The 20,920-nt window shown below is 57.7% G+C and carries 26 protein-coding genes and 1 other RNA gene; 13 read left to right on the plus strand and 14 right to left on the minus strand.

The annotated features are described in order from the left end of the window. The first annotated feature begins 262 nt into the window (after positions 1–262). Positions 263–1,549, plus strand: coding sequence for a guanine deaminase (gene guaD, locus AC2FNU_RS17480; RefSeq protein ID WP_496790868.1), 1,287 nt, complete (start codon positions 263–265; stop codon positions 1,547–1,549). Here guaD and AC2FNU_RS17485 read toward each other — a convergent pair. The 3 genes from AC2FNU_RS17485 to AC2FNU_RS17495 all read right to left on the minus strand — a co-directional run bounded on the left by AC2FNU_RS17485 (position 1,546) and on the right by AC2FNU_RS17495 (position 4,198). Continuing rightward, positions 1,546–2,880 carry an 8-oxoguanine deaminase gene (locus tag AC2FNU_RS17485; protein ID WP_496790870.1) on the minus strand — a complete coding sequence of 445 codons (1,335 nt, stop codon included), beginning with the start codon at positions 2,878–2,880 and terminating at the stop codon, positions 1,546–1,548. The genes guaD and AC2FNU_RS17485 overlap by 4 nt on opposite strands. Positions 2,881–2,994: 114 nt before the next feature. Next, on the minus strand, positions 2,995–3,786 hold the full coding sequence (hisN, locus tag AC2FNU_RS17490) for a histidinol-phosphatase (protein ID WP_496790871.1): 792 nt from the start codon (positions 3,784–3,786) through the stop codon (positions 2,995–2,997). A 40-nt stretch (positions 3,787–3,826) separates the two neighbouring features. Continuing rightward, a complete protein-coding gene (locus AC2FNU_RS17495; RefSeq protein WP_480798431.1) occupies positions 3,827–4,198 on the minus strand; it encodes a helix-turn-helix domain-containing protein in 372 nt (123 codons plus the stop codon). Positions 4,199–4,528: 330 nt separating this feature from the next. On the opposite strand from AC2FNU_RS17495, the gene AC2FNU_RS17500 reads away from it, so the two are divergent. After that, entirely contained in the window at positions 4,529–5,485 is a 957-nt protein-coding gene (locus AC2FNU_RS17500; protein WP_496790922.1) for an NADPH:quinone oxidoreductase family protein, read from the plus strand. Positions 5,486–5,491: 6 nt separating this feature from the next. Here AC2FNU_RS17500 and AC2FNU_RS17505 read toward each other — a convergent pair whose 3' ends face one another. After that, positions 5,492–6,373, minus strand: coding sequence for a LysR family transcriptional regulator (locus AC2FNU_RS17505; protein WP_496790876.1), 882 nt, complete (start codon positions 6,371–6,373; stop codon positions 5,492–5,494). 127 nt (positions 6,374–6,500) lie between these two features. Here AC2FNU_RS17505 and AC2FNU_RS17510 point away from each other — a divergent pair, with 127 nt between their 5' ends. Both AC2FNU_RS17510 and AC2FNU_RS17515 read left to right on the plus strand, forming a co-directional pair. After that, positions 6,501–6,710 carry a DUF1127 domain-containing protein gene (locus tag AC2FNU_RS17510; protein WP_496790879.1) on the plus strand — a complete coding sequence of 70 codons (210 nt, stop codon included), beginning with the start codon at positions 6,501–6,503 and terminating at the stop codon, positions 6,708–6,710. A 182-nt stretch (positions 6,711–6,892) separates the two neighbouring features. Continuing rightward, a complete protein-coding gene (locus AC2FNU_RS17515) occupies positions 6,893–7,630 on the plus strand; it encodes a Bax inhibitor-1/YccA family protein (RefSeq protein ID WP_480798427.1) in 738 nt (245 codons plus the stop codon). A gap of 131 nt (positions 7,631–7,761) precedes the next feature. Here the strand turns inward: AC2FNU_RS17515 and AC2FNU_RS17520 are convergent, their stop codons facing one another. The 3 genes from AC2FNU_RS17520 to AC2FNU_RS17530 all read right to left on the minus strand — a co-directional run bounded on the left by AC2FNU_RS17520 (position 7,762) and on the right by AC2FNU_RS17530 (position 9,492). After that, on the minus strand, positions 7,762–8,268 hold the full coding sequence (locus AC2FNU_RS17520; protein WP_496790881.1) for a hypothetical protein: 507 nt from the start codon (positions 8,266–8,268) through the stop codon (positions 7,762–7,764). A 221-nt stretch (positions 8,269–8,489) separates the two neighbouring features. Then, positions 8,490–8,657 carry a 50S ribosomal protein L33 gene (gene rpmG / locus AC2FNU_RS17525; RefSeq protein WP_037309480.1) on the minus strand — a complete coding sequence of 56 codons (168 nt, stop codon included), beginning with the start codon at positions 8,655–8,657 and terminating at the stop codon, positions 8,490–8,492. Positions 8,658–8,784: 127 nt separating this feature from the next. After that, positions 8,785–9,492 (minus strand): DUF533 domain-containing protein, encoded by a 708-nt coding sequence (locus AC2FNU_RS17530; protein ID WP_496790883.1) that lies wholly within the window; start codon positions 9,490–9,492, stop codon positions 8,785–8,787. Positions 9,493–9,758: 266 nt separating this feature from the next. Here AC2FNU_RS17530 and AC2FNU_RS17535 point away from each other — a divergent pair, with 266 nt between their 5' ends. From AC2FNU_RS17535 to AC2FNU_RS17545, 3 genes are all read left to right on the plus strand, one after another. Next, positions 9,759–10,394, plus strand: coding sequence for a DUF1326 domain-containing protein (locus AC2FNU_RS17535; RefSeq protein WP_496790885.1), 636 nt, complete (start codon positions 9,759–9,761; stop codon positions 10,392–10,394). 13 nt (positions 10,395–10,407) lie between these two features. Then, a complete protein-coding gene (locus AC2FNU_RS17540; RefSeq protein WP_496790887.1) occupies positions 10,408–11,250 on the plus strand; it encodes a DUF2182 domain-containing protein in 843 nt (280 codons plus the stop codon). 66 nt (positions 11,251–11,316) lie between these two features. Beyond that, on the plus strand, positions 11,317–11,649 hold the full coding sequence (locus AC2FNU_RS17545) for a GYD domain-containing protein (RefSeq protein WP_496790890.1): 333 nt from the start codon (positions 11,317–11,319) through the stop codon (positions 11,647–11,649). A 6-nt stretch (positions 11,650–11,655) separates the two neighbouring features. On the opposite strand, the gene rnpB is transcribed toward AC2FNU_RS17545, so the two are convergent. From rnpB to gatC, 5 genes are all read right to left on the minus strand, one after another. Beyond that, positions 11,656–12,047: RNase P RNA component class A (gene rnpB, locus AC2FNU_RS17550), an RNA gene on the minus strand. Positions 12,048–12,059: 12 nt separating this feature from the next. Next, positions 12,060–12,815 carry an N-acetylmuramoyl-L-alanine amidase gene (locus AC2FNU_RS17555; RefSeq protein WP_496790893.1) on the minus strand — a complete coding sequence of 252 codons (756 nt, stop codon included), beginning with the start codon at positions 12,813–12,815 and terminating at the stop codon, positions 12,060–12,062. Beyond that, a complete protein-coding gene (locus tag AC2FNU_RS17560) occupies positions 12,766–13,470 on the minus strand; it encodes a hypothetical protein (protein WP_496790894.1) in 705 nt (234 codons plus the stop codon). Before AC2FNU_RS17560 ends, AC2FNU_RS17555 begins: the two co-directional genes overlap by 50 nt. Positions 13,471–13,508: 38 nt before the next feature. Then, entirely contained in the window at positions 13,509–14,996 is a 1,488-nt protein-coding gene (gatA, locus tag AC2FNU_RS17565) for an Asp-tRNA(Asn)/Glu-tRNA(Gln) amidotransferase subunit GatA (RefSeq protein ID WP_496790898.1), read from the minus strand. A gap of 3 nt (positions 14,997–14,999) precedes the next feature. Further along, positions 15,000–15,287 carry an Asp-tRNA(Asn)/Glu-tRNA(Gln) amidotransferase subunit GatC gene (gatC, locus tag AC2FNU_RS17570; RefSeq protein ID WP_171092525.1) on the minus strand — a complete coding sequence of 96 codons (288 nt, stop codon included), beginning with the start codon at positions 15,285–15,287 and terminating at the stop codon, positions 15,000–15,002. Positions 15,288–15,515: 228 nt separating this feature from the next. Between gatC and AC2FNU_RS17575 the strand changes: the two genes are divergently transcribed. Together AC2FNU_RS17575 and AC2FNU_RS17580 are read left to right on the plus strand one after the other, a co-directional pair. After that, positions 15,516–15,674 carry a hypothetical protein gene (locus AC2FNU_RS17575; protein WP_171092527.1) on the plus strand — a complete coding sequence of 53 codons (159 nt, stop codon included), beginning with the start codon at positions 15,516–15,518 and terminating at the stop codon, positions 15,672–15,674. 154 nt (positions 15,675–15,828) lie between these two features. Next, a complete protein-coding gene (locus AC2FNU_RS17580) occupies positions 15,829–16,392 on the plus strand; it encodes a DUF4202 domain-containing protein (protein ID WP_496790903.1) in 564 nt (187 codons plus the stop codon). A 77-nt stretch (positions 16,393–16,469) separates the two neighbouring features. Here AC2FNU_RS17580 and AC2FNU_RS17585 read toward each other — a convergent pair whose 3' ends face one another. Then, on the minus strand, positions 16,470–17,135 hold the full coding sequence (locus AC2FNU_RS17585) for a ceramidase domain-containing protein (RefSeq protein ID WP_496790905.1): 666 nt from the start codon (positions 17,133–17,135) through the stop codon (positions 16,470–16,472). 60 nt (positions 17,136–17,195) lie between these two features. Between AC2FNU_RS17585 and AC2FNU_RS17590 the strand changes: the two genes are divergently transcribed. Beyond that, positions 17,196–17,888 (plus strand): metal-dependent hydrolase, encoded by a 693-nt coding sequence (locus AC2FNU_RS17590; RefSeq protein ID WP_496790910.1) that lies wholly within the window; start codon positions 17,196–17,198, stop codon positions 17,886–17,888. Between the two features lie 8 nt (positions 17,889–17,896). Here the strand turns inward: AC2FNU_RS17590 and AC2FNU_RS17595 are convergent, their stop codons facing one another. Beyond that, the gene (locus tag AC2FNU_RS17595) at positions 17,897–18,361 is read right to left on the minus strand and encodes a nucleoside deaminase (protein ID WP_496790914.1); all 465 of its coding nucleotides are present in this window, start codon (positions 18,359–18,361) and stop codon (positions 17,897–17,899) included. A 61-nt stretch (positions 18,362–18,422) separates the two neighbouring features. On the opposite strand from AC2FNU_RS17595, the gene AC2FNU_RS17600 reads away from it, so the two are divergent. The 3 genes from AC2FNU_RS17600 to AC2FNU_RS17610 form a co-directional block, all read left to right on the plus strand. Continuing rightward, on the plus strand, positions 18,423–19,238 hold the full coding sequence (locus AC2FNU_RS17600) for a pseudouridine synthase (RefSeq protein WP_496790916.1): 816 nt from the start codon (positions 18,423–18,425) through the stop codon (positions 19,236–19,238). A 175-nt stretch (positions 19,239–19,413) separates the two neighbouring features. Continuing rightward, positions 19,414–20,328, plus strand: coding sequence for a 5-bromo-4-chloroindolyl phosphate hydrolysis family protein (locus AC2FNU_RS17605; RefSeq protein WP_496790918.1), 915 nt, complete (start codon positions 19,414–19,416; stop codon positions 20,326–20,328). A gap of 30 nt (positions 20,329–20,358) precedes the next feature. After that, positions 20,359–20,920: toxic anion resistance protein (locus AC2FNU_RS17610; protein WP_496790919.1), on the plus strand; the 562-nt coding region annotated here is incomplete at its 3' end.

A 20,920-nucleotide genomic window follows, 5' to 3' on the forward strand; every position in this document is an offset into this window, starting at 1 on the left:
CAGCTTTTCGCGATCATCGATATCCACCGCATAGAGGATCCCCGCCACCGCTTTGGGGTCCAACGCATAGGCGTCCTCGTCCCGGGGCAGATCGTGTCCGGCTTCGTCAGTGCCTGTCGTCATGCGCTGCCCCCTTGTTTCGGCGATTGGCCTCTAAATAGAAGAAGCAGCTACCGGAAAACAATGACAATGCGCCGATTTACCCACTTCTTTCGTCCGCCTATGCTGATGCGTGGTTCCAAACAGGTGGAGAACAGGGCAAATGGCGCAAAAGACGCTTTTGAAAGGGCGCGTTCTGAGCTTTATCGGCTCACCCTTTGACGGAGAGCCGACCGACGCCACGCGGCTGGACGAAGCGGTCGTGATCGAAGACGGGCGCATCGCAGATGTTGGTGCCGTCGATGCGTTGGTGCAGGCTCATCCTGACGCAGTCACCAAGGACCATGGCAATCATCTGATCATGGCAGGGTTTGTCGATCCGCATGTGCACTACCCGCAGACGGCAATGATTGCCAGTTGGGGAAAGCGGCTGATCGACTGGCTGAATACCTATACTTTCCCGGAAGAAATGAAATTCGGCGACACCGATTATGCGACCGAGATCGCCAATCGTTACCTGGATCTGACCACCGCACATGGCACCACCACAATGTGCAGCTTTTGCACGATCCATCCCGAAAGTGTGGATGCGTTCTTTACGGCAGCGCAGCAACGTGGACAACGGGTGGTGGCGGGCAAGACCTGCATGGATCGCAATGCGCCCGAAGGTCTGCGCGATACGGCACAGTCAGCCTACGACCAATCTGCCGCCCTGCTGGAAAAGTGGCACCGCATTGACCGGCTGTCCTATGCCATCACCCCGCGCTTTTCCCCGACCTCAACCCCCGAACAGCTTGAGGCGATGGGTGCGTTGTGGGCGGAGCATCCGCATTGCCTGATGCAGACACATCTGAGCGAGCAAACAGACGAAATCGAATGGGTCCAGTCCCTGTTTCCCGACGCGCGGGACTATCTGGACACTTATGAAAAATTCGGCCTGCTGGGTCAGAACGGCTTGTATGGGCACGTAATCCATCTGGAAGACAGGGAAAGGGATCGGCTGCGCGAGGTTGACGCATCACTGATTCACTGCCCTACCTCAAATACGTTCATCGGGTCAGGCTTGCTCGACATGAGCGGTCTGATCCATGACGGCCACCGCATCGGTCTGGCCACTGACACCGGCGGCGGGTCCAGTTTTTCGATGCTGCGCACAATGGCGGCGGCCTATGAGATCGGCCAACTGCGTGGCCGCCCGCTGCATCCGGCGCAATTGCTGTGGCTGGGCACCGTCGGGTCGGCACGCAGCCTTCGCATGGATGACTGCATCGGCAATGTCGCACCGGGAATGGAGGCGGATCTGGTTGTGCTCGACCTTGCTTCGACTCCAGCCATCGCCCAGCGCGAGGCCCATGCAAACGATGTGTGGGAGGCGATTTTCCCGACCATCATGATGGGTGATGATCGGGCTATGGCCGAGGTTTGGATCGGTGGGCGACAGGCCGGTTAAGCCTGCAGCGCTCGGGCAAGCGCATTCTGACGCTCGATCACTCGGGGCAGATCAATCGTCGTGATTTGCCCATCCCGCACGATCTGACGGCCTTCGACAAACAGATGTTTCACGGTCATTGGCCCCGCCAGAAGCAGCGCTGCAGGATCCCAACTGCCTGCGCTTTCGATGCTGCATGTATCCCACACCGCGATATCAGCGCGTTTACCAGGCATCAGCCGGCCGCAATCAGTGCGGCCGAGCACGTCGGCCCCGCCACGCGTCGCGATCTCTAACGCTTCGCGGGCCGACATCGCATCTGCGCCATTGGCAACGCGCTGCAGCAGCATCGCCTGCCGCGCTTCCAACATCAGGTTGCCATTGTCGTTACTGGCCGACCCATCCGCGCCAAGACCAACCTTGACGCCGGCATCCCGCATTGCTCGCACCGGCGCAATGCCGGAACCAAGGCGGCAATTGGAACAGGGGCAGTGGGCCACGCCTGTTTTGGTGCGTGAAAACAGATCAATTTCGGCCCCATCCAGTTTGACACAATGGGCGTGCCAGACATCGGGACCGGTCCAGCCCAAATCTTCGGCATACTGTCCGGGTCGGCATCCGAACTGCGCCTGCGAATAAGCAATATCTTCGTCATTCTCAGCCAGGTGAGTGTGCAACATGACACCCTTGTCCCGCGCTAAAAGGGCCGCATCGCGCATCAGCTCTCGACTAACGGAAAACGGAGAGCACGGTGCGAGGCCAACACGGCACATCGAGCCTTCCGACGGGTCATGAAACGCGTCAACAACTCGGATCATGTCGTCCAGAATGGCGGCTTCGTCTTCCACCAAACTGTCCGGCGGCAGGCCACCATCGCTTTCGCCGATGCTCATCGCGCCACGCGTTGGGTGGAACCGCATTCCCAGCTCGGTCGCGGCAGCAATCGTATCCTCCAGCCGCGCGCCGTTTGGATAAAGATAAAGGTGATCGGAGCTGAGCGTACAGCCCGACAGCGCCAGTTCAGCCAAGCCAATCTGGGCAGAGGTGAACATCTCGTCCGGTCCAAACCTTGCCCAGATCGGGTAAAGCGTTTGCAGCCACCCAAACAGCAACGCATCCTGACCGCCCGGAACGGCACGGGTCAGGGTTTGGTAAAGGTGGTGATGGGTGTTCACCAGACCGGGTGTCACCAGACAGCCCGAGGCGTCGTGTACTTCGCCCTGCGTCTGCAAACCCTGCCCGATCTGGGCGATCTGCCCATCGCGGACCAGAATGTCAGCCCCAGACAATTCCCGACGTGAATCGTCCATCGTCAGGATAAGGTCAGCGTTCTTGAGTAGAATTTCTGTCACATCGCGCTCCTGCATCTGCCCGTTTCATGCAAGGAGTGCTTTTGCCGGCGGAAAACGGGCTCAAGAACCGGCTAAAGCCGGTTTAGCCGCCATTCCCGCGCCCGGCAACATAATTCAGAATTGGCGCACAATCTGCAGTGCTGCGGCGTGAAGCTCTGCGTTCGCCGCTGCCAAGGCGCGACCACCTTCATGTGCGGGACCGCCCTGCCAATCTGTCACGATCCCGCCTGCCGCTTGAATAACTGCAATAGGCGCCTGAATGTCGTAAGAATTCAATCCCGCCTCGATCACAAGATCCGCCTGCCCCGCCGCAAGAAGCGCATAGGCATAACAATCCATTCCATACCGTGTCAGTTGCACCTGCTCGGATACGGTCTGAAACCCTTTCCGTTCTTCCAAGGTCCCAACTTCGGGAAACGTAGTAAACAAGGTTGCTTGATCCAGTGTTTTTGTATCGCGCGTTTTCATACTCCGGGTGCCCAACGGACCAGAAAAATAAGCGCCGGACGACGCTCCAACAAATCGCTCTCCGATATAGGGCTGATCAATAACCCCCATGAACGGCCCATCCTGATCGCTTAATGCAATCAGAACGCCCCAGGTGGGTGTGCCGCTGATAAAACCGCGTGTGCCGTCAATCGGGTCCAGAACCCAGGTTCGGCCACTGCTGCCTTTATGCTCACCAAACTCTTCGCCCAGGATGCCGTCTTCGGGGCGGCGGCGGGCTAAAACCTCTCGCATCGCCTTTTCGGCTGCACGGTCGGCCACCGTGACCGGATCAAACCCATCGGTCAGCTTATTTGCTGTTTCCAGATTGGTTTGTCGAAAAAAAGGAAGTATGGCCGCGCGCGCTGCATCGGCCATTTCTTCGGCGATTTCGATGTCGTTCAAAATTGTCGGTTGCATGGCCCACAGGTGCGAGCAACGCCCAACAAAGTCAAGTCAATCAGGCGACGTCGCTGAGAACCCGCGCCAGTTCGAACAGACGGCGGCGCTGGTTTTCCGGAATCGCATAGTAAGACCGCACCAGATCCAGCGCTTCCTTGTCGCCCATAAGATCGGCAGGAACGGATTTCTTGTCCGAGTCGCTTTTTTGGGCTTCTTCCAGTCCTTCGAAGAAAAAGCTGACCGGCACTTCCAACGCCTCGGCGATGTCCCAAAGGCGGGATGCGCTGATTCGGTTGGCTCCGGTCTCGTATTTTTGGATCTGCTGAAACTTGATACCAACTTGTTGCGCCAACTGTTGTTGGGTCATGCCAATCAGCCAGCGGCGATGCCGAACGCGCTTGCCCACATGGACATCGACGTGATGAGTCATTGGTATTCTCCTATACTACACAAACATCTGCGTGGGAGGTCGCGACGTCCGCTATCGCATGTCTAGAGGGTTCCCCTTAATTACCCCCTAATACGGACTGTACCGCCCCCTACACAGCACTAAGCGTTCATAATGCCGGTTTTTGAATTTTTTTCAAGACGGTTGAGTCACACCCCCTTTAGAAGGGTTGTGGTTGTATAATGACAAACCCAGCGCACCAGGCCGCAATGCTGACAAATGACCTTTTGGTTTCAGATGCCCGCCACCGCGCTAAATCAATTGACTTTCGCCACCTCACACGCGCCTATGACCCAAAATGTGAGGGAAACGATGCGGGCCTATCGCGTTCAATCTGACGGTGCAGCGGCGCAGTTATGCGACCTTGACGTCCCGGTTCCGGGCCCGGGTCAGGTGCGGGTCGCGATCAAGGCGTGTGGCCTGAACTTTGCCGATCTTCTAATGCAAAAGGGCACGTATCAGGACACGCCCCCTGCCCCGTTTACGCTGGGCATGGAAGTAGCGGGCGTCGTGGACGAAGTCGGGCCGGACGTATCAAGTTTGACGCCGGGCGACCGGATCGCAGTCTATTCTGGTCAGGACGGGCTTGCAGAATATGGCGTTTTTGACGCGGACCGTGCGATTCCGTTGCCGGACAACATGCGTTTCGAAGACGCCGCAGCGATCCAGATTGCTTATGGTACCAGTCACATGGCGCTGGATCATCGGGCCAGATTGCAACCGGGCGAGACCCTTTTGGTAACCGGTGCAGCGGGCGGTGTTGGCTTGACCGCTGTCGAGATCGGCAAACTCATGGGTGCCAGGGTGATTGCGCAGGCGCGCGGCGCGGACAAGCTTGCCGTTGCTCAGGCTGCAGGGGCTGATCACCTGATCGACACCTCAGAAGACCTGAGAGAGCACGTCATAGCGTTGGGCGGTGCAGACGTCGTTTATGACGCCATCGGCGGCGACGTGTTCAAAGCCGCCTTTCGCGCCACCAACCCCGAGGGCCGCTTGCTTCCAATCGGCTTTGCCGGGGGCGATGTTCCGCAGATTCCAGCAAACCACTTACTGGTCAAAAACCTGACCGTTATCGGCTTCTACATCGGCGGATACCTGAAGTTTCGCCCCGAAGCTGTGCGCAACAGCTTCGAAACACTATTCCGGTGGCATACAGAAGGGCGGATCAAACCGCATATCAGCCACACTCTGCCGCTTGATGATGTTGCCCACGGAATGCATTTGCTGAAAGAGCGGAAATCGACGGGCAAGATCGTGATCACGCCCTGATCGCATTTACCCCGCCACCGCGCGCAGCTGTGTGCCACCCAGCATCCGGAAATTCTGACGCACCAACTGCGCCAACGCCTCGACGACTGCGCCACGGCCCGGCTCGCCGCCATAAAGGTTAATCTTGTGGGCTGGCAAGTCGGGCAATGCGCCGCCAGATTCGATTTGCTCAAGATGCGAAGCTTCGGTTCCGTCCAACATGGCATGCACCGCAAGATCAGCACTGACCGTGGCTTCAATCGTCCGGTCATTTTCGGTTTCAACCGACAGCTCCCACGGGATTCCAGCGGCATCCAGTGCCGAGATCACCTGCGGTCGGAACAAACACCGACGCCCAAGCGCCAGTGGAAGCGGCTGTTTACGCCACGCGGACCCGCCCGGCGCACCAATCCAGCGCAAAGGAAGCTCGGCGATCGTCTCCGACCCGTCGGCCGCTGACGGCTCTGTCGTGAGGATCAGGTCGCATTCACCACGCTTGTACATGTCTTTCAGCTGCAGCGAATATGACGACACCAATTGCACACGCACACGCGGAAAATCCACGTTGAACCGCTGAAGAACACGCGGGATCGCCGGATAGACGATGTCGTGGGGTACGCCCAGAACCACCTCGCCCTCAAATGCCTGATCCGTCAGACGACCGATGACTTCATCATTCAGGGCAATCATTCGGCGAGCATAAGCCAGCAGCTGCTCGCCTGATGCCGTCAACGCAATGTTGCGACCGCTGCGATCCAGCAACTCCAGGCCCAAAAGCTCTTCCAGCCGCTTTAACTGCATGGACACTGCGGATTGCGTCAGATGCAAAAATCCGGCGGCGCGTGTGACACCGCCCTGATCCGCAACTGCCACGAAGGACCGCAGGGTCGTAATGTCCAGATTTCGCATCTTCACGATTCCTTATGTGTGTCATCAAAAATATTCGTTTTTAAAATATGTCATATGCCCCCATATCAATCAAGGAAATTGATACCGAATAGGGAAAGCATCGAAAAACCTGGAAAGGACAAAGACCATGACCCAAATTGCACTTCATTCGACTTGCAGACCCGCCAAACGGTCCCTGATGTCGCGGGTCTTTCAGGCATTCGAACTGAATCGGCAGCGCCGCAAACTGGCGCAACTGGATGATGCCTCACTTGAAGACATCGGAGTGACCCGCGCTGAAGCCTCTGCCGAAGCACGCCGTTTCTTCTGGGATGCACCTGATTTCTGGAAAAGATAAGTTTAAAACTCACTTTTTGCGGCGATAGGTGGCTTTGCATCACCTGTCGCCGAATTTGTTGCGTGTTTTAGTCGGTTTTCGCCCGGAATCTCTTGAAACACAGCCTCTAGTTGCCGATATTTACGGGGAAACCGCCCCGCAACGCCGGGGCGAGTGAACATTTCGATAAGGGAGACCCTTTGATGGCACAATTCGACACGATCCGGACGGCATCCGGCGCGCGCGCCGCCGAGATTGATGAGGGCCTGCGCGCCCATATGAACAAAGTCTACGGCACAATGTCCGTGGGCATGTTGATCACGTTCGCCGTGGCCTGGGCCGTTGGTTCAAACCCCCAGTTGCTGGCGGTTTTCCGTGATCCGGTCACGCTGAGCCCGAACATCCTGGGTTGGATCATCATGTTTGCACCGCTGGCCATGGTGTTTGGCTTTGGGGCTGCAATCAACCGGCTGTCGGCAGCAGGTGCCCAACTGTTCTTCTACGTTTTCGCGGCGGTCATGGGCCTGTCGCTCAGCTGGATATTCGTTGCCTTCACCGGCATTTCGATTGCACAGGTGTTCCTGGTAACTTCGATCGCCTTCGCTGGCCTGTCGCTTTACGGCTACGTCACCAAAAAAGACCTGTCGGGCATGGGCACGTTCCTGATGATGGGCGTGATCGGTCTGGTTGTTGCTATGGTCATCAACCTGTTCCTGCAATCGCCTGCCGTCATGTTTGCCGTGTCCATCCTGGGCGTTCTGATCTTTGCGGGTTTGACCGCTTATGACACCCAGAAGATCAAGACCACGTACCTTCAGATGGCCCACGCAGGCGATCAGGAGTGGTTGGGCAAAGCCGCAATCATGGGCGCGTTGAACCTGTATCTGGACTTCATCAACATGTTCATGTTCCTGCTGCAACTGCTGGGGAACCGCGAATAACAGTTTCTCATTACGTCGAAAGGGCCGGTCATCGACCGGCCCTTTTCTTTTCAGTGCGTCGCTTTTCAAGACGGCAATAAAAAATGCCCCGCCGATTAGGCAGGGCATTTTTTTGGTGGGGTGTAAACCGATCAGCTACAATTCAGCGGAACGGCGAAACCTGAACTCCGCTCGGCCGAACCTTTGCGGAACACATTGCCTGCTGGCAAACATCCGGTGAATCGCTCGGTCTCTTCCGCAAAACCGATCCCAATCGAGTTTTCGACTGTCACGCTATTGGTTCCAGTGCGCAACACGCCGAACAACGTTCCGTTGACACTTACAGTGCTGAGGAACAGATCGGTGTCGCTGCCCTCAAGCTGTACAGCTGTATTCGGCGTCTGTCCGCCACTGTTGATGGCTGCCGATGCTACTTTGGACGGGTCGGTTTCATCGACCTGCAAAGTCACAGTGGGAATCTCTGCCAGTTCTGCAGGCACGTTTGTGGCCTCTGGAAGAAAGGCAACAGCGCCCGGGACATCAGAGATCGTGCGTGGTTCCCCATCGATTCCGGTGAATCCGACACCTTCGCGGTTAAACGGATCTTCACAAGCCGCGAGGGTCAGGACGGCGAATGTGGACAACAAGATTTTTTTCATGGCGCTCAACATTTTGTGGCGGTTTGCTGAAGCGTACTTGCAGGGTGCCGCAAAAAGCAAGCCGCAGCCGATGCGATTGCCCCATCCGCTGATGCGCCGCTGCAACGGACGCTCACCAGATTGTCCCGAACCCTTACCCAAATGGCAGCGGAACCGAACAGAAAAAAGGGGCTCTGCCAACCAGAGCCCCTTTCACAATAGTGTCCACGTGGAACGGCAGATTACTTGATCTTGCCTTCCTTGTACTCGACATGCTTACGAACGACCGGATCGTATTTACGAATGGTCATTTTCTCAGTCATGGTACGCGCGTTTTTCTTGGTCACGTAGAAGTGGCCCGTGCCCGCGGTCGAGTTCAGGCGGATCTTGATTGTCGTCGGCTTCGCCATGGTTATCTCCTGCGTCCGAAAAGGCAGGGGCCTTTCGGTTGAATTCCTATGAGCGTGCGCTTTTACGCGCTGCACCAACTATGTCAAGGCCAATCGGCCTATCCCGCAGCAGGAATCCCACTCGAAGTTAATCCGTCAGGGTCGGGGCCCCCATATATGTGTGAATCTGATCTCTTTCCGCGTCCGAGAGGCCCAGCGCAGTGGACAATTGCCGCAGGTAAGACGCTTCGCGCGCGTTATCCAGACGTATGGCTGCAAGAGATGTGGCGTAGATTTGTGCTCTCAGCGGTGCGCCAGAATCAGCCGCCAATCCCATGACATCAATCGGTGCATTCAGTTGCTCTTGCACAAACGCCCGTTCCTCGTCGCTGATGTCATCGCCCAACTCACCCAGAATGATTTCCTTTTCGTGATCATCCAACTCACCATCCGCCTTGGCCGCCTGGATCATGGCCCTCAACATCAGTTTGGCTTGTGCTTCCATCGCTGCGCCAGCCGGGGTGCCGCTGAACACGGTTTCCATCATATCACCGGTCTGCTGGTTGGCCGTTTTCGCGGCCCCTTGCATCGCGTTCAACAGCCCTCCTAAACCCGCAGCTCCGGCAGCGCTGCCGCCGAGTCCCATCTTGCCCATCATGTCCTGAAGTCCCGCTGCGCCTCCGGGCAAACCAAATTGCTCGGCCATTTTACCAAGCTGCTCCATACCAAATCCGCCACCCGAACCTTGCATCAAATCCTGCAGGCCCGCCATTCCGCCCATTTTCTGATACTTGTCCATGCCCTTTGCCGCAGCAAACCCAATGGCCACAGACGCCAGTGTTTTCATAAAACTCATAATGAACCTCCCGGATTTTAATCTGTGCCTCAAACCTAACAGCCGAATGTAAAATCGAATACCGCATTCAACCCCAGCGCGATCAGACCTCGCAATAAACCCTGTATCGCGCGGGTAAATTGCCCACTTGTTTGTACATATAACGAATTTGTGATACGTTCGCGCATCCAAGAAGCCAGATTCAGGCTCGATTTCCGAGGCAGCATGTGCGGGGTCGCCCCGCATTGAGCAGAGTTGTTTTACACGACTTTTCTTGGGGGGTTATCATGACAGAATGGGTTATTCAGGCCGAAGAGCTGGCCAATTGCAATTGCAATTTCGGCTGCCCTTGCCAGTTCAGCGTTTTGCCGTCTCATGGCAATTGCGAAGCGGTCGTCGTCTTTGACATCCAAAGCGGCCACTATGGCGACACCGATCTGAGCGGTCTTCGGGCGGCAGGCGTTTACCATTGGCCAGGACCAATTCACGAAGGCAATGGTCAGATGCAACTGGTCATCGACGAAAGCGCCTCGGCAGATCAGAGGGCCGCCTTGCAGGCAATCATGACTGGTGAAGATACCGACGAAATGGCCACGTTCTGGTACGTCTTCAGCGCGATGGCCCCAACCAAGCACGAGACACTTTTCGTCCCGATTGAGCTGGATTGGAGTCGGGAAGAGCGCAGTGGGTACGCAAAGGTCACGGGCGTTTTCGACATTGAGGTCAACCCAATTCCCCATATCGTCTCAGGCGCGCCACATCGTGCGGGGATTCATCTGCCAAACGGATTCGAGTACCGTCAGGCCGAGGCCGCGTCGGGTTCGTCAAAAACCACCGGCAGTAAAATAAGCCTGACTTTTGATGCCACGCACGCCCATCTGGCGCATCTGAACATCTCGGGCCACGGCGTTTTGGGCGCTTAAACTTGGGTGCCTCATGACAAGGCAACACTCCTCGCACCACGCCGGAGCCGTTGAACGGCTGTTGCGACAGGACACTGTGATCGTTTTGGGCAGCGTTCTGCTGATCGTTCTTGCAGCCGCCTGGTACACCGCCGCCGGGGTTGGCATGAATATGTCCGCAGTTGAGATGACGCGGATGGCTGGCCCGATTGGCGAGCCCATGACCATGGGTTCTGCCACAGCCTGGAGCATCGGTTACGCCCTGCTGATCTTTCTTATGTGGTGGGTCATGATGATTGCCATGATGACCCCAAGCGCTGCGCCTGCTGTGCTTTTGTTCACCGCACTCAAGCGCGTAGGGCCAGACAAAGCGCGTGCCGCGACATTCAGCTTGTGCTTTCTGTCGGGCTATCTGGTGGCGTGGGGGGCTTTCAGTTTAACCGCAACCGCCTTGCAATGGGGGTTGGAGCATATCGGACTGTCTGACGGTCCGATGATGACGATCCGTTCCGGCGTCTTTGCAGGACTCGTTTTGCTGGCTGCGGGCGCTTACCAGTTTTCCGAACTTAAGACCGCGTGCCTGCGCCATTGCCAAAGCCCCGCCCGGTTTTTGGCGGACCACAACCATCCCGGTCTTTTGGGGGCGTTCAGAACAGGTGGTCTGCACGGCACCTATTGCTTGGGATGCTGCTGGGCGTTGATGCTGCTGCTGTTCGTCGGCGGCATCATGAACCTGTACTGGATCGTCGGCATTGCTGCGTATGTGGCGCTGGAAAAACTGCTGCCCACGGCCCGCTGGCTGGTTCCGGTCTCGGGGATTGCGCTGATCGGCGCAGGTGTTTGGTTGATCGCAGCCCCGTTGCTTACGGGCGGCTGACACCAATCGGCCCCGGGGCCAGCCGATGCAATGGCCCCAATTGATTGTTACAATATGGAGGTTTTTATGCCCGTTTTCATCACTTACGCATCATATTCGCAAGCTGGCGTCAAAGGCATGTTGCAAAAGCCCGAGAACCGCACTGGCCCGGTCAAAGCCTTGCTCGAGAAAGTCGGCGGCAGGCTGTTGTCCTTTTATATGACCACCGGCGGCAATGATGTTGTTGTAATCAGCGAAGCTCCTGACGGAACTGACGCCGTCGCAGTGGGCATGGCCGTTGCCGCATCAGGTGCAGTGACAAAAATCGAGACGGTCCGCGCCTGGACCGCGGATGAATTCGTCGCGGTCACCGAAAAAGCCGCCCGGCTAACCGGGGCTTACACGCCGCCCGGAGGATAAGTGAATACGCGCGGAGGGCCTGTAAGCCGGATCTTGTTCCGGGGTTGCCCCCTTCGATGACCATTCCTCTAGGCCGTGCATTGCTGCACGGCTCAAGCTGCCAACCCGGTCCCTCTCGGCCAAGACGCGCTTAGCGGTGGTATCGGCTGACGCCGACCAACCCGCGCGGGGACCCTATTTGGCATTGCTCCCGGTGGGGCTTGCCGTGCCGCCCCTGTTGCCAGCGGCGCGGTGGGCTCTTACCCCACCGTTTCACCCTTACCACGTGTGTGGCGGTCTGATTTCTGTGGCGCTTTCCGTCGGGTTGCCCCGCCCGGGCGTTACCCGGCACCGTTGCCTTGTGGAGTCCGGACTTTCCTCTCGGGTCTTGCGACCCCAGCAGCCATCCGGCCCTCCGCGCAGAAAGTCGGTTAAACTTCGGTTCGGATGCCGTCAAGATGTTCCATCAAACCTGCCAGTCTTTCGATGTCACCCATATCTTTTTTTGACAAGGGCCCACGTCGGGCTGGCGCAAAACGGCTTCTGAACGCTTTCAATAGATCTTCTGTGCGGGCCTCGGGATACCCTGCTCTCATCGCGATAAATGCGAAATGAACGTCATCCGGAGGCATTTCATCAAGGCAGATAGGTTTAAAATTCGTTGGCCCGACGGCCAACCTACGAAAAGCAAGCCGGTCCCAATCAAACCTCGGACCGGGATCGAGTTTTCGCTGAGGCGCCATGTCGGAATGCCCAATAACATTCCAGGGTTGGATTCCTAGGCGATCTTGAATGTCCGATAGCAAATTTTCCAAAGCAGCCATTTGCGGCTCTGAAAACGGAACCTTCCCAGTGTTATCCAATTCGACCCCGATGGAACGCGAGTTGATGTCGTTTCGACCGCGCCATTCCCCTGCCCCGGCGTGCCACGCGCGGTGCTCTTCACGCACCATCTGCCAAACCCTGCCATCATTGCCGATCAGGTAATGGGCCGAAACCTCGGCCTCCGGGTCGCACAGACGCTTCAAGGCTGCCTGCGCGCTGTCCATGGCTGTGTAATGGATCACTATCAAAGACGGCGTTAGCCCGTCTCGGCGTTCGCCGAAGTTAGGCGACGGATGCCAAATGGGTGAGAGTTCAGTTGTTGACAGCACTACGGAACGGGCTTGGGTCCCAGCCGCAAGCATAGCCGTCCCCGTCCGGGTCCAGTCCCTTGCGATCGCGCTGTGGGCCGCCATTGGACAGGAACTCGATCTGCGCCTGATCGGGGGATGGGAATTGCGCGCAGTTCCTCTGAGCCTTGGCTTGCAGGTTAAAGCCCGCGCGGCTGTAGAGCTGCGTGCCAACTGGGTTTGAGGTGCTAAGGGCGTATTGCACGATGTTGGGTTGGCCGCTTGCGTTGCGCTCGGGCACAGCGGTCGGGGCCACAACTTCGTAAGTTTGGCGGTTCTGCTCGATCCGGGCAGCGTCGGATTCGATGCTGCGCCGTTCAGACACCGCAGCAAAGTCCTGCTCGTCGGAAATTGCGCTGTTGCTTGACGCTGGTTCCGCAGGCACCACGCCAGAGCCCTGCCCCGACGTGCTGGCCAGAGCTGCAGCGGCTTGGTTGGCAATATCGGCATTCTCACCGGTTGCGAAGCCTGCCGAACCGGGCGCGCCTAGTGGCTGCTGGGACACATCGACAGGAGCCAGAAGCGGGTTGCCTGCTGCGCCTTGCCCGGCCAACTGCGCTTCGCGCTGTGCCTGATACTCGGGCGTATTGAACCCGGTGCTGGTCAGCGGCGCAACATCCGTGCAGGCCGCAACCAGTGTCAGGGCGGGGACCAAAAGCAAAACGCGCATCACGTGGCTCCGTGTATCGTGCTTCAGTTGCCTGAGGCTTACCACCATTTCCCGGGCTTGGCCACAAAGCCAGCCGCGTTTTCCAACGCATAGGCGGTGTTGAGCAGATCGCCCTCTTCCCACGGACGTCCGATCAGTTGCAGACCCAGCGGCAGCCCTTGTTTGTCGAGCCCGGCAGGCACTGAGATACCGGGCAAACCAGCCAGGTTCACGGTCACCGTGAAGACGTCGTTCAAATACATTTGAACAGGATCCGCGTCGGTCATTTCGCCCAGGCCAAAGGCCGCCGAGGGGGTTGCCGGGGTCAGGATCGCGTCAACACCTGCGGCGAAGACATCCTCGAAGTCTTTCTTGATCAGGGTGCGGACCCGGCGTGCGCGGTTGTAGTAAGCGTCGTAGAAACCTGCCGACAGAACATAGGTCCCGACCATCACGCGGCGCTGCACTTCGTGGCCGAAGCCCTCGGCGCGGGTCTTTTCGTACATCTCGGTGATGCCGTCGCCCTGTGCCAGCTGCGCGCGGTGGCCATAGCGAACACCGTCATAGCGGGCGAGGTTCGAGGACGCCTCGGCCGGGGCAATCACATAATAGGCAGGCAGTGCGTATTTGGTGTGCGGCAGCGAGATATCGACGATCTCGGCCCCTGCAGCTTTCAGCATCTCAGCCCCTTCAGCCCAGAGTTTTTCGATCTCGGCCGGCATACCGTCCATGCGGTATTCCTTGGGGATACCGATTTTCTTACCCTTGATGTCACCGGTCAGCATCGCCTCGAAATTCGGTACTGCCAATTCGGCGCTGGTGGAATCCTTGGGGTCATGTCCGCACATCGCTTCAAGCATGATGGCCGCATCGCGCACATCTTTGGTCATCGGACCGGCCTGATCCAACGAGGATGCAAACGCCACGATGCCCCAGCGCGAGCAGCGGCCATAGGTGGGTTTGATACCCGTGATACCCACAAACGCGGCAGGCTGGCGGATCGAACCGCCCGTGTCGGTGCCGGTCGCGGCCAGACACAGATCGGCCGCCACGGCAGAAGCTGACCCACCCGACGAACCACCGGGTGTCAGTTGTGCATCATCATTGCCACGGCGCCACGGGCTGACCGCATTGCCGTAGACAGAGGTTTCGTTGGACGAGCCCATGGCGAATTCGTCCATGTTCAGCTTGCCCAGCATCACCGCACCCGCATCGGCCAGTTGCTGCGAGACAGTAGATTCGTATTCAGGCTTGAAGCCTTCAAGAATGCCCGACGCGGCTTGCGATGGTACGCCTTTGGTGCAGAACAGATCCTTGATACCAATCGGCAGGCCGCACATCGACGGCGCGTCGCCACCCTTGATCCGCTCGTCTGCTGCTTTGGCACGCTCCAGCGCGATTTCGGGCGTCTTGTGGACAAAAGCATTCAGCGCGTCGGCTTCATCTATGGCCTTCAGGCAGGATTCGGTCAGCTCGACCGAGGTCACGTCACCTTTGCGTAGCGCGTCGCGGGCCTCGGCCAGGCCCAGTTTGTTCAGATCGCTCATGTCTTACTCCACCACTTTGGGGACTGCGAAAAACCCTTCGCGCGCATCAGGGGCGTTGGCCAGAACCTTGTCCTGCTGGTTACCGTCGGTCACTTCGTCCTGACGACGCTTAAGGCGCATCGGCGTGACCGAAACCATCGGCTCGACCCCTTCGACATCCACTTCGTTCAGTTGCTCGATGAAACCCAGGATGGTGTTGAACTCGGACGCCAGCGCCGGCAGCGCGTCATCCTCGACCTTGATCCGGGCCAGTTTGGCCACTTTGGCGGCGGTGCTTTGGTCAATCGACATCGGCTTCCCTCATATACGTTATGGGGCGTTTACCCGTCTGTTGCGGCAGTCGCAAGACCGCTGCGCAACAGGCAAGCCCAAGTTTCAAGCTCCGCGCCTTTGCCTGCCATTCAAATCTGAATGAGGGGTATACGAAAAAGTAAACTGATTAGTTCATTATCAGTCTTGAAAACTGAACTGTACTGTTCATTTTAAAAAAAGCGACACAACGCAAACCGGAGAAACAAAATGAAATCCCTGATCACAGCCGCAGTCTTGTCCGCCACGTTTTTGGCCGCGCCGGCCATGGCTTTGGGTATCGACACAAGCAACCTGACACGCACGTTGACCTTCCCGTCCCCTGTCGCGGAACCGGTCACGCAGGATCAGGTTAAACCTGCCAAATAAAGCGCAGGTCCCGGCTGGGTCAGACATCCCCTCTCTGACCCGGCCTTTTTGCATTTTCCAGGATGCGCATCCCACGGCAAGCCGTTAGCATGAGCGACAATATCCAAGACGGCCGCGGAACTTTCGTGGCGCAGGCAAGCCAGTGGAGCAAGATATGAGCGCGCAAAGACAAGCGGTTCTGGACGCAATTGATGCAGCCAACGCAAAAGACCCCAACCTCGAAGACGGGCGACCCGAAGCACTGCTTTATGGCGAACGCATGAGCGCCGAGTTGAATCGCTTGTTTCCGAACGCCTCGGACGCCTTGCAGATCGCGGCGCGCGGCCAACATGTGGAACGCTGGAAACTGGCTCGTACAGAGTATCCTGAAGGTCGCGCAGGTTATCTGGCCTGGCGCAAGGCGCAGGCCGTGCACCATGCCGACGTGGTCATGGGCCTGATGACCCAGGAAGGCTATGACTCCGAACAGGTTGAAGCTGCGGGTCGTATGTTGCGAAAACAGGGCATCAAGCGCGACGAAGAGGTGCAGGCGCTTGAAGATGTAATCTGCTTTGTGTTCCTGAAATGGTATTTCCAACCCTTTGCCGCGAAACACTCAGCTGAAAAAATCCAGAGCATCGTTGAAAAGACCGCCCGCAAGATGTCATCCGAGGGCCGCGCGCGGGTTTTGAATGAATTCGACCTGCCCGACCATCTGGCCACAGCCTTTCAGGATTGAGTCGGAACTGACGCAGTTTGGAAAGCTCTTTTCCTTATTTTGAGGACGGTCAATAGGGACCGTCCCGCCTCTCAGCTTTAAAGACTTTCTGCAAAGCGGCCCCGTATCAGGGCCGCGCGATAAACTTCGATCATCCAACCCAGCATGATGGCATTCAGAATGTGCCACATGAAATGCGTGCCCAATGGCCACTGCCCGCAAACCGGCAAATCAAGCGCACGGAACGTGATCGAGAGGATCAGAATCAACGCTCCAACGGACATCCCTCTGGCCAAGACCGGATCCCGGCCCCGCAGCAGGGCCGCATAGATCAGGATGAGCAGCGGAATCGGCGCATATGCAGCCGATCCCCCCAACCCCGGAATAAGCTGGAACAGCGGAACGGTTGCAGCCGCATAAGGAAAGAAAAGCAACGTCCCTCCGAACGCCAACCCCGACGACATCCGCCAGATGTTTTTGTTCACGGCAAAAATGTAAACCAGGATGAACAGAAGGATCGGAGCCACATCTGCCAGGGCCGCCCAGACCTGCGCATGCGTGTGAAACAGATAGCTGCCGATTCCGATCATCGCCAGAAGCGCAACAAGGACCATGGCGAGCGGCATGTCCTGATTGCGAACCCGCCTCCACATGATCCAGGCAGAAATCAGAAAAGCGGCGTTTGTAATCGCGTTTATTGGCTCTGCCCAATAATCCGGAGACAGCCGTTCGCAATAGCCATCAATTTCTCGAATCCAATCCATGGAAATTTACATAGCCGATGCTAGGCTGCTGCCAAGACACCATTTTGGAGGAAATTTGGAATGAACATTATTTGGCTGGGTCATGGCAGTTTCCGCATCGAAACCCAGGGACAGGTTCTATTGATCGACCCCTGGCTAACCGGCAATCCCGTTCTACCGGAAGATCAGCACGACGCGGCGTTGGAAGGGGCCACCCATATCCTTTTGACGCATACCCATTTTGACCATGTGGCCGATGTACTGCCTCTGGCCAAACACCTGAAAATCCCCGTCGTCGGTCAGTACGACTTGATGGGATACTGGAGCGAAGCCGAAAGCATTGAGACCATAGGCTTCAACAAAGGCGGTACGGTCGACCTGAACGGGGTCAAGGTCACTATGGTTCCGGCGTCTCATAGCTCGACTTTTTCGACACCAGACGGGTTGCGTACCGGCGGCAGCGAGGTTGGCTTCATGATCGCGGCGGAAGGGCAGATGCTTTATGTCTCGGGCGACACGGACATCATGGCCGACATGGATTGGATGGGGGATTACTATAAACCCGATATCGGCATTTTGTCGGCTGGCGGACATTTCACGATGGACATGAAGGCCACAGCCTACGCGGCCAAGCGGTACTTCAACTTCAAAACGGTTATTCCGTGCCACTACAAGACCTTCCCGATCCTCGAACAATCGGCACAGACGCTGATCGACGGGCTACCGCAGGTCACCGTGATCGAACCAGAAGTGATGCAGCCCATCAAATTGTAGGTTGGGCTTCAGCCCGGAACGTCTTTGCGGCGCGAAGCAAAGAAGTCTTTCAAAAGCTGTGCGGCTTCGTCACCGGCGATCCCGTCGTAAATTTCGGGTACGTGATGCGCCTGCGGGTGTGAAAACACGCGCGCGCCGTGGGCCACACCCCCTGACTTTGGATCGGCCGCGCCATAGTAAATCCGCCGGATGCGCGCGGCTGCCAAGGCCGCGGCGCACATAGCACAGGGTTCCAGCGTGACGTAGAGATCATGGTCCGGCAACCGCTCGGACCCCGCGCTTGCGCATGCCGCCCGCAAGGCAAGAATTTCGGCATGCGCGGTTGGGTCGTTCAATTCGCGCGTCCGGTTTCCCGTTGCTGCAACAACGGAACCGTCCGGCCCGACGATAACGGCCCCTACGGGCACCTCACCGCGATCCGCTGCCGCGCGTGCCTCGGCCAGAGCCTGATCCATATGCGATTTGAACGTCATGCCCCTGACTGCATCAGAAACCCGCCTTTCGCAAGCGCGCGGGATGCGGTATGGGCCTGACATGAACAAGATCCCTCCTCCCGGCGACCGGATCGCCAAAGTCCTGGCCCGCGCCGGTGTTGCGTCGCGGCGTGAAGCCGAACGCATGATCGAAGCAGGCCGCGTGGCCGTGAATGGCAAGACCATCGACAGCCCCGCCCTGAACGTCACGGCCAAAGACAAGATCGTTGTCGACGGCAAACCGGTCTCGGAACCGGAACCGTCACGCCTGTGGTTGTATCATAAACCCGCGGGGCTGGTGACAACGACCCGTGACGAAAAAGGCCGTGAAACGATCTTCGACAAGCTGCCCGAAGATATGCCGCGGGTGATGAGCGTTGGTCGTCTTGACCTGAACTCCGAAGGATTGCTGCTGCTGACCAATGATGGTGGCATCAAACGCAAGCTCGAACTGCCCTCGACCGGTTGGCTGCGCAAATACCGCGTGCGCGTAAATGGTCGCCCGAAAGAAGAAGATTTCGAACCGCTGCGCAAAGGTCTGGTCATCGAAGGCGAGCGTTTTCAGCCAATGACTGTGTCGCTGGACCGACAGCAAGGCGCAAATGCCTGGCTGACCATCGGCCTGCGCGAAGGAAAGAATCGCGAAATCCGCCGCGCGATGGAAGATATCGGCTTCACTGTGAACCGCCTGTTGCGCGTGTCGTACGGCCCGTTCCAATTGGGCAACCTGAAGCCGGGCGAAGTTGAAGAGATCCGCCGCCGCGTGATGCGCGATCAACTTGGGCTGGACGGAGACGTCAAACCCGATGCCGCGCCAAAACGCACTGCGCGACCGCAAAGAAAACGGGCACCAATCGGCAAGAAACCTCGCAAGTGATGCGGGTTCGACAACCTTCCCCCTAGCGCTAAGCCCTCGCATCCCCTAAATTTTCAGTGAATGCTGCTGTTTGGGGGGCGTGATGTCCGGAAGCGGAGTGCAAAAACTCGCCTACGCTGTCTTGTTGCTGCTGTTGCTTGGTGTCTGCACCGGCCTGCTTGGGGGGCTGTAGACAATGGCAAAGCGGTTTGGCGGTAAGTATAGCCCGCAGGGCGATACGTCGGACGATACACCTTTGCCGAGGGGACAATTTGACGGCGCACGGGTCGAGCCCGCTGGCGCGCGGGCAAACCTTCTGTTTCTTCCTGCCATTCCTTTGGTGTTTTTGTCGCTGAACGATGGTGCGATCGGCATGACCATCGGGCTGATCGCGGCAGGCATTTTGACAGCGGCGGCGTTTTTGCTGCGGGAAGGTTTGCGGGCCGAAGCCGCGTATAACGACCGAAAGACCGCCCGACGCCCTGCTTTTCCACGCAAGATATTTGCCAGTATTCTGACCGGCCTGGGTGCAGGACTTGCCACATACAGGACCGAGTTTCTGGACGCAGAAACCGCTGCACAAGCCAGCTTGTTGGCCCCGGTGCTTTTCGGAATCGCGGCAACCGTTTTGCACTCGGTCTCATTCGGAATTGATCCGATGAAAGACAAAGGCATGGAAGGGATCGACACCTTTCAGCAGGATCGCGTGGCCCGTGTTGTCGACGATGCCGAGAAACATCTGTCCGAGATGACCGACGCCATCAAACGCGCTGGCGACCGTAGGGTCGAGGCGCGCGTTGAACGTTTTCAGGACACCGCGCGTGATCTGTTTCGAACGGTCGAGGAGGATCCGCGTGATCTGGCCGGTGCCAGAAAATACCTGACGGTTTATTTGCAAGGTGCACGGGACGCGACCGTCAAATTTGCTGACGTCTACGCCCGCACCCGTGACGCGCAGGCGCTAGCGGATTATTCGGCCCTGCTGGACGATCTGGAACAGAATTTCGCCGCGCGTACGCGCAAAATGCTATTGGATGACCGCAGTGATCTGACGGTTGAAATTGACGTGCTGCGTGAAAGGCTGCAGCGCGAAGGCGTCCGGTTGGACTGACCGGCCATTATTTGAGCGAGGAACATCCCCATGTCCGATGAGATCAAGAACAAGGCAGTTCAGGCCGAAACTCTGGTGCAGGAAGTCACCGCCGTTGCTCTGCCCGAACCACAGGCCGAGGTCGTGTCGCTGGAAGACGCCGACGAACCCGTCAGTGCCGAGATCCGCAAGCGGATGGAGGAGATCGACATGGGCAATACCAACTCGATCGTGTCCTTTGGATCGTCCGCGCAGGCAGAATTGCAGGGAATCAGTCAGGCGATGCTGGCCGACGTACGCAACAAGGATGTGGGCCCCGCCGGGGACAGCCTGCGCAACATCGTCACCACGATCCGCGGCTTCTCGGTCAGCGAACTGGATGTGCGCCGCGAACGAAGCTGGTGGGAGAAACTGTTGGGCAAGGCTGCGCCGTTTGCCAAATTCACCGCTCAGTACGAAGAAGTTCAGGGCCAGATCGACCGCATTACCGACGATCTGCTAAGCCATGAGCATACGCTGCTGAAAGACATCAAATCGCTTGATCTGCTTTATGAAAAGACGTTGGACTTCTATGACGAACTGGCACTCTATATCGCAGCCGGTGAAGAAAAGC

It is taken from the genome of Ruegeria sp. BHSB064 (assembly GCF_059613205.1).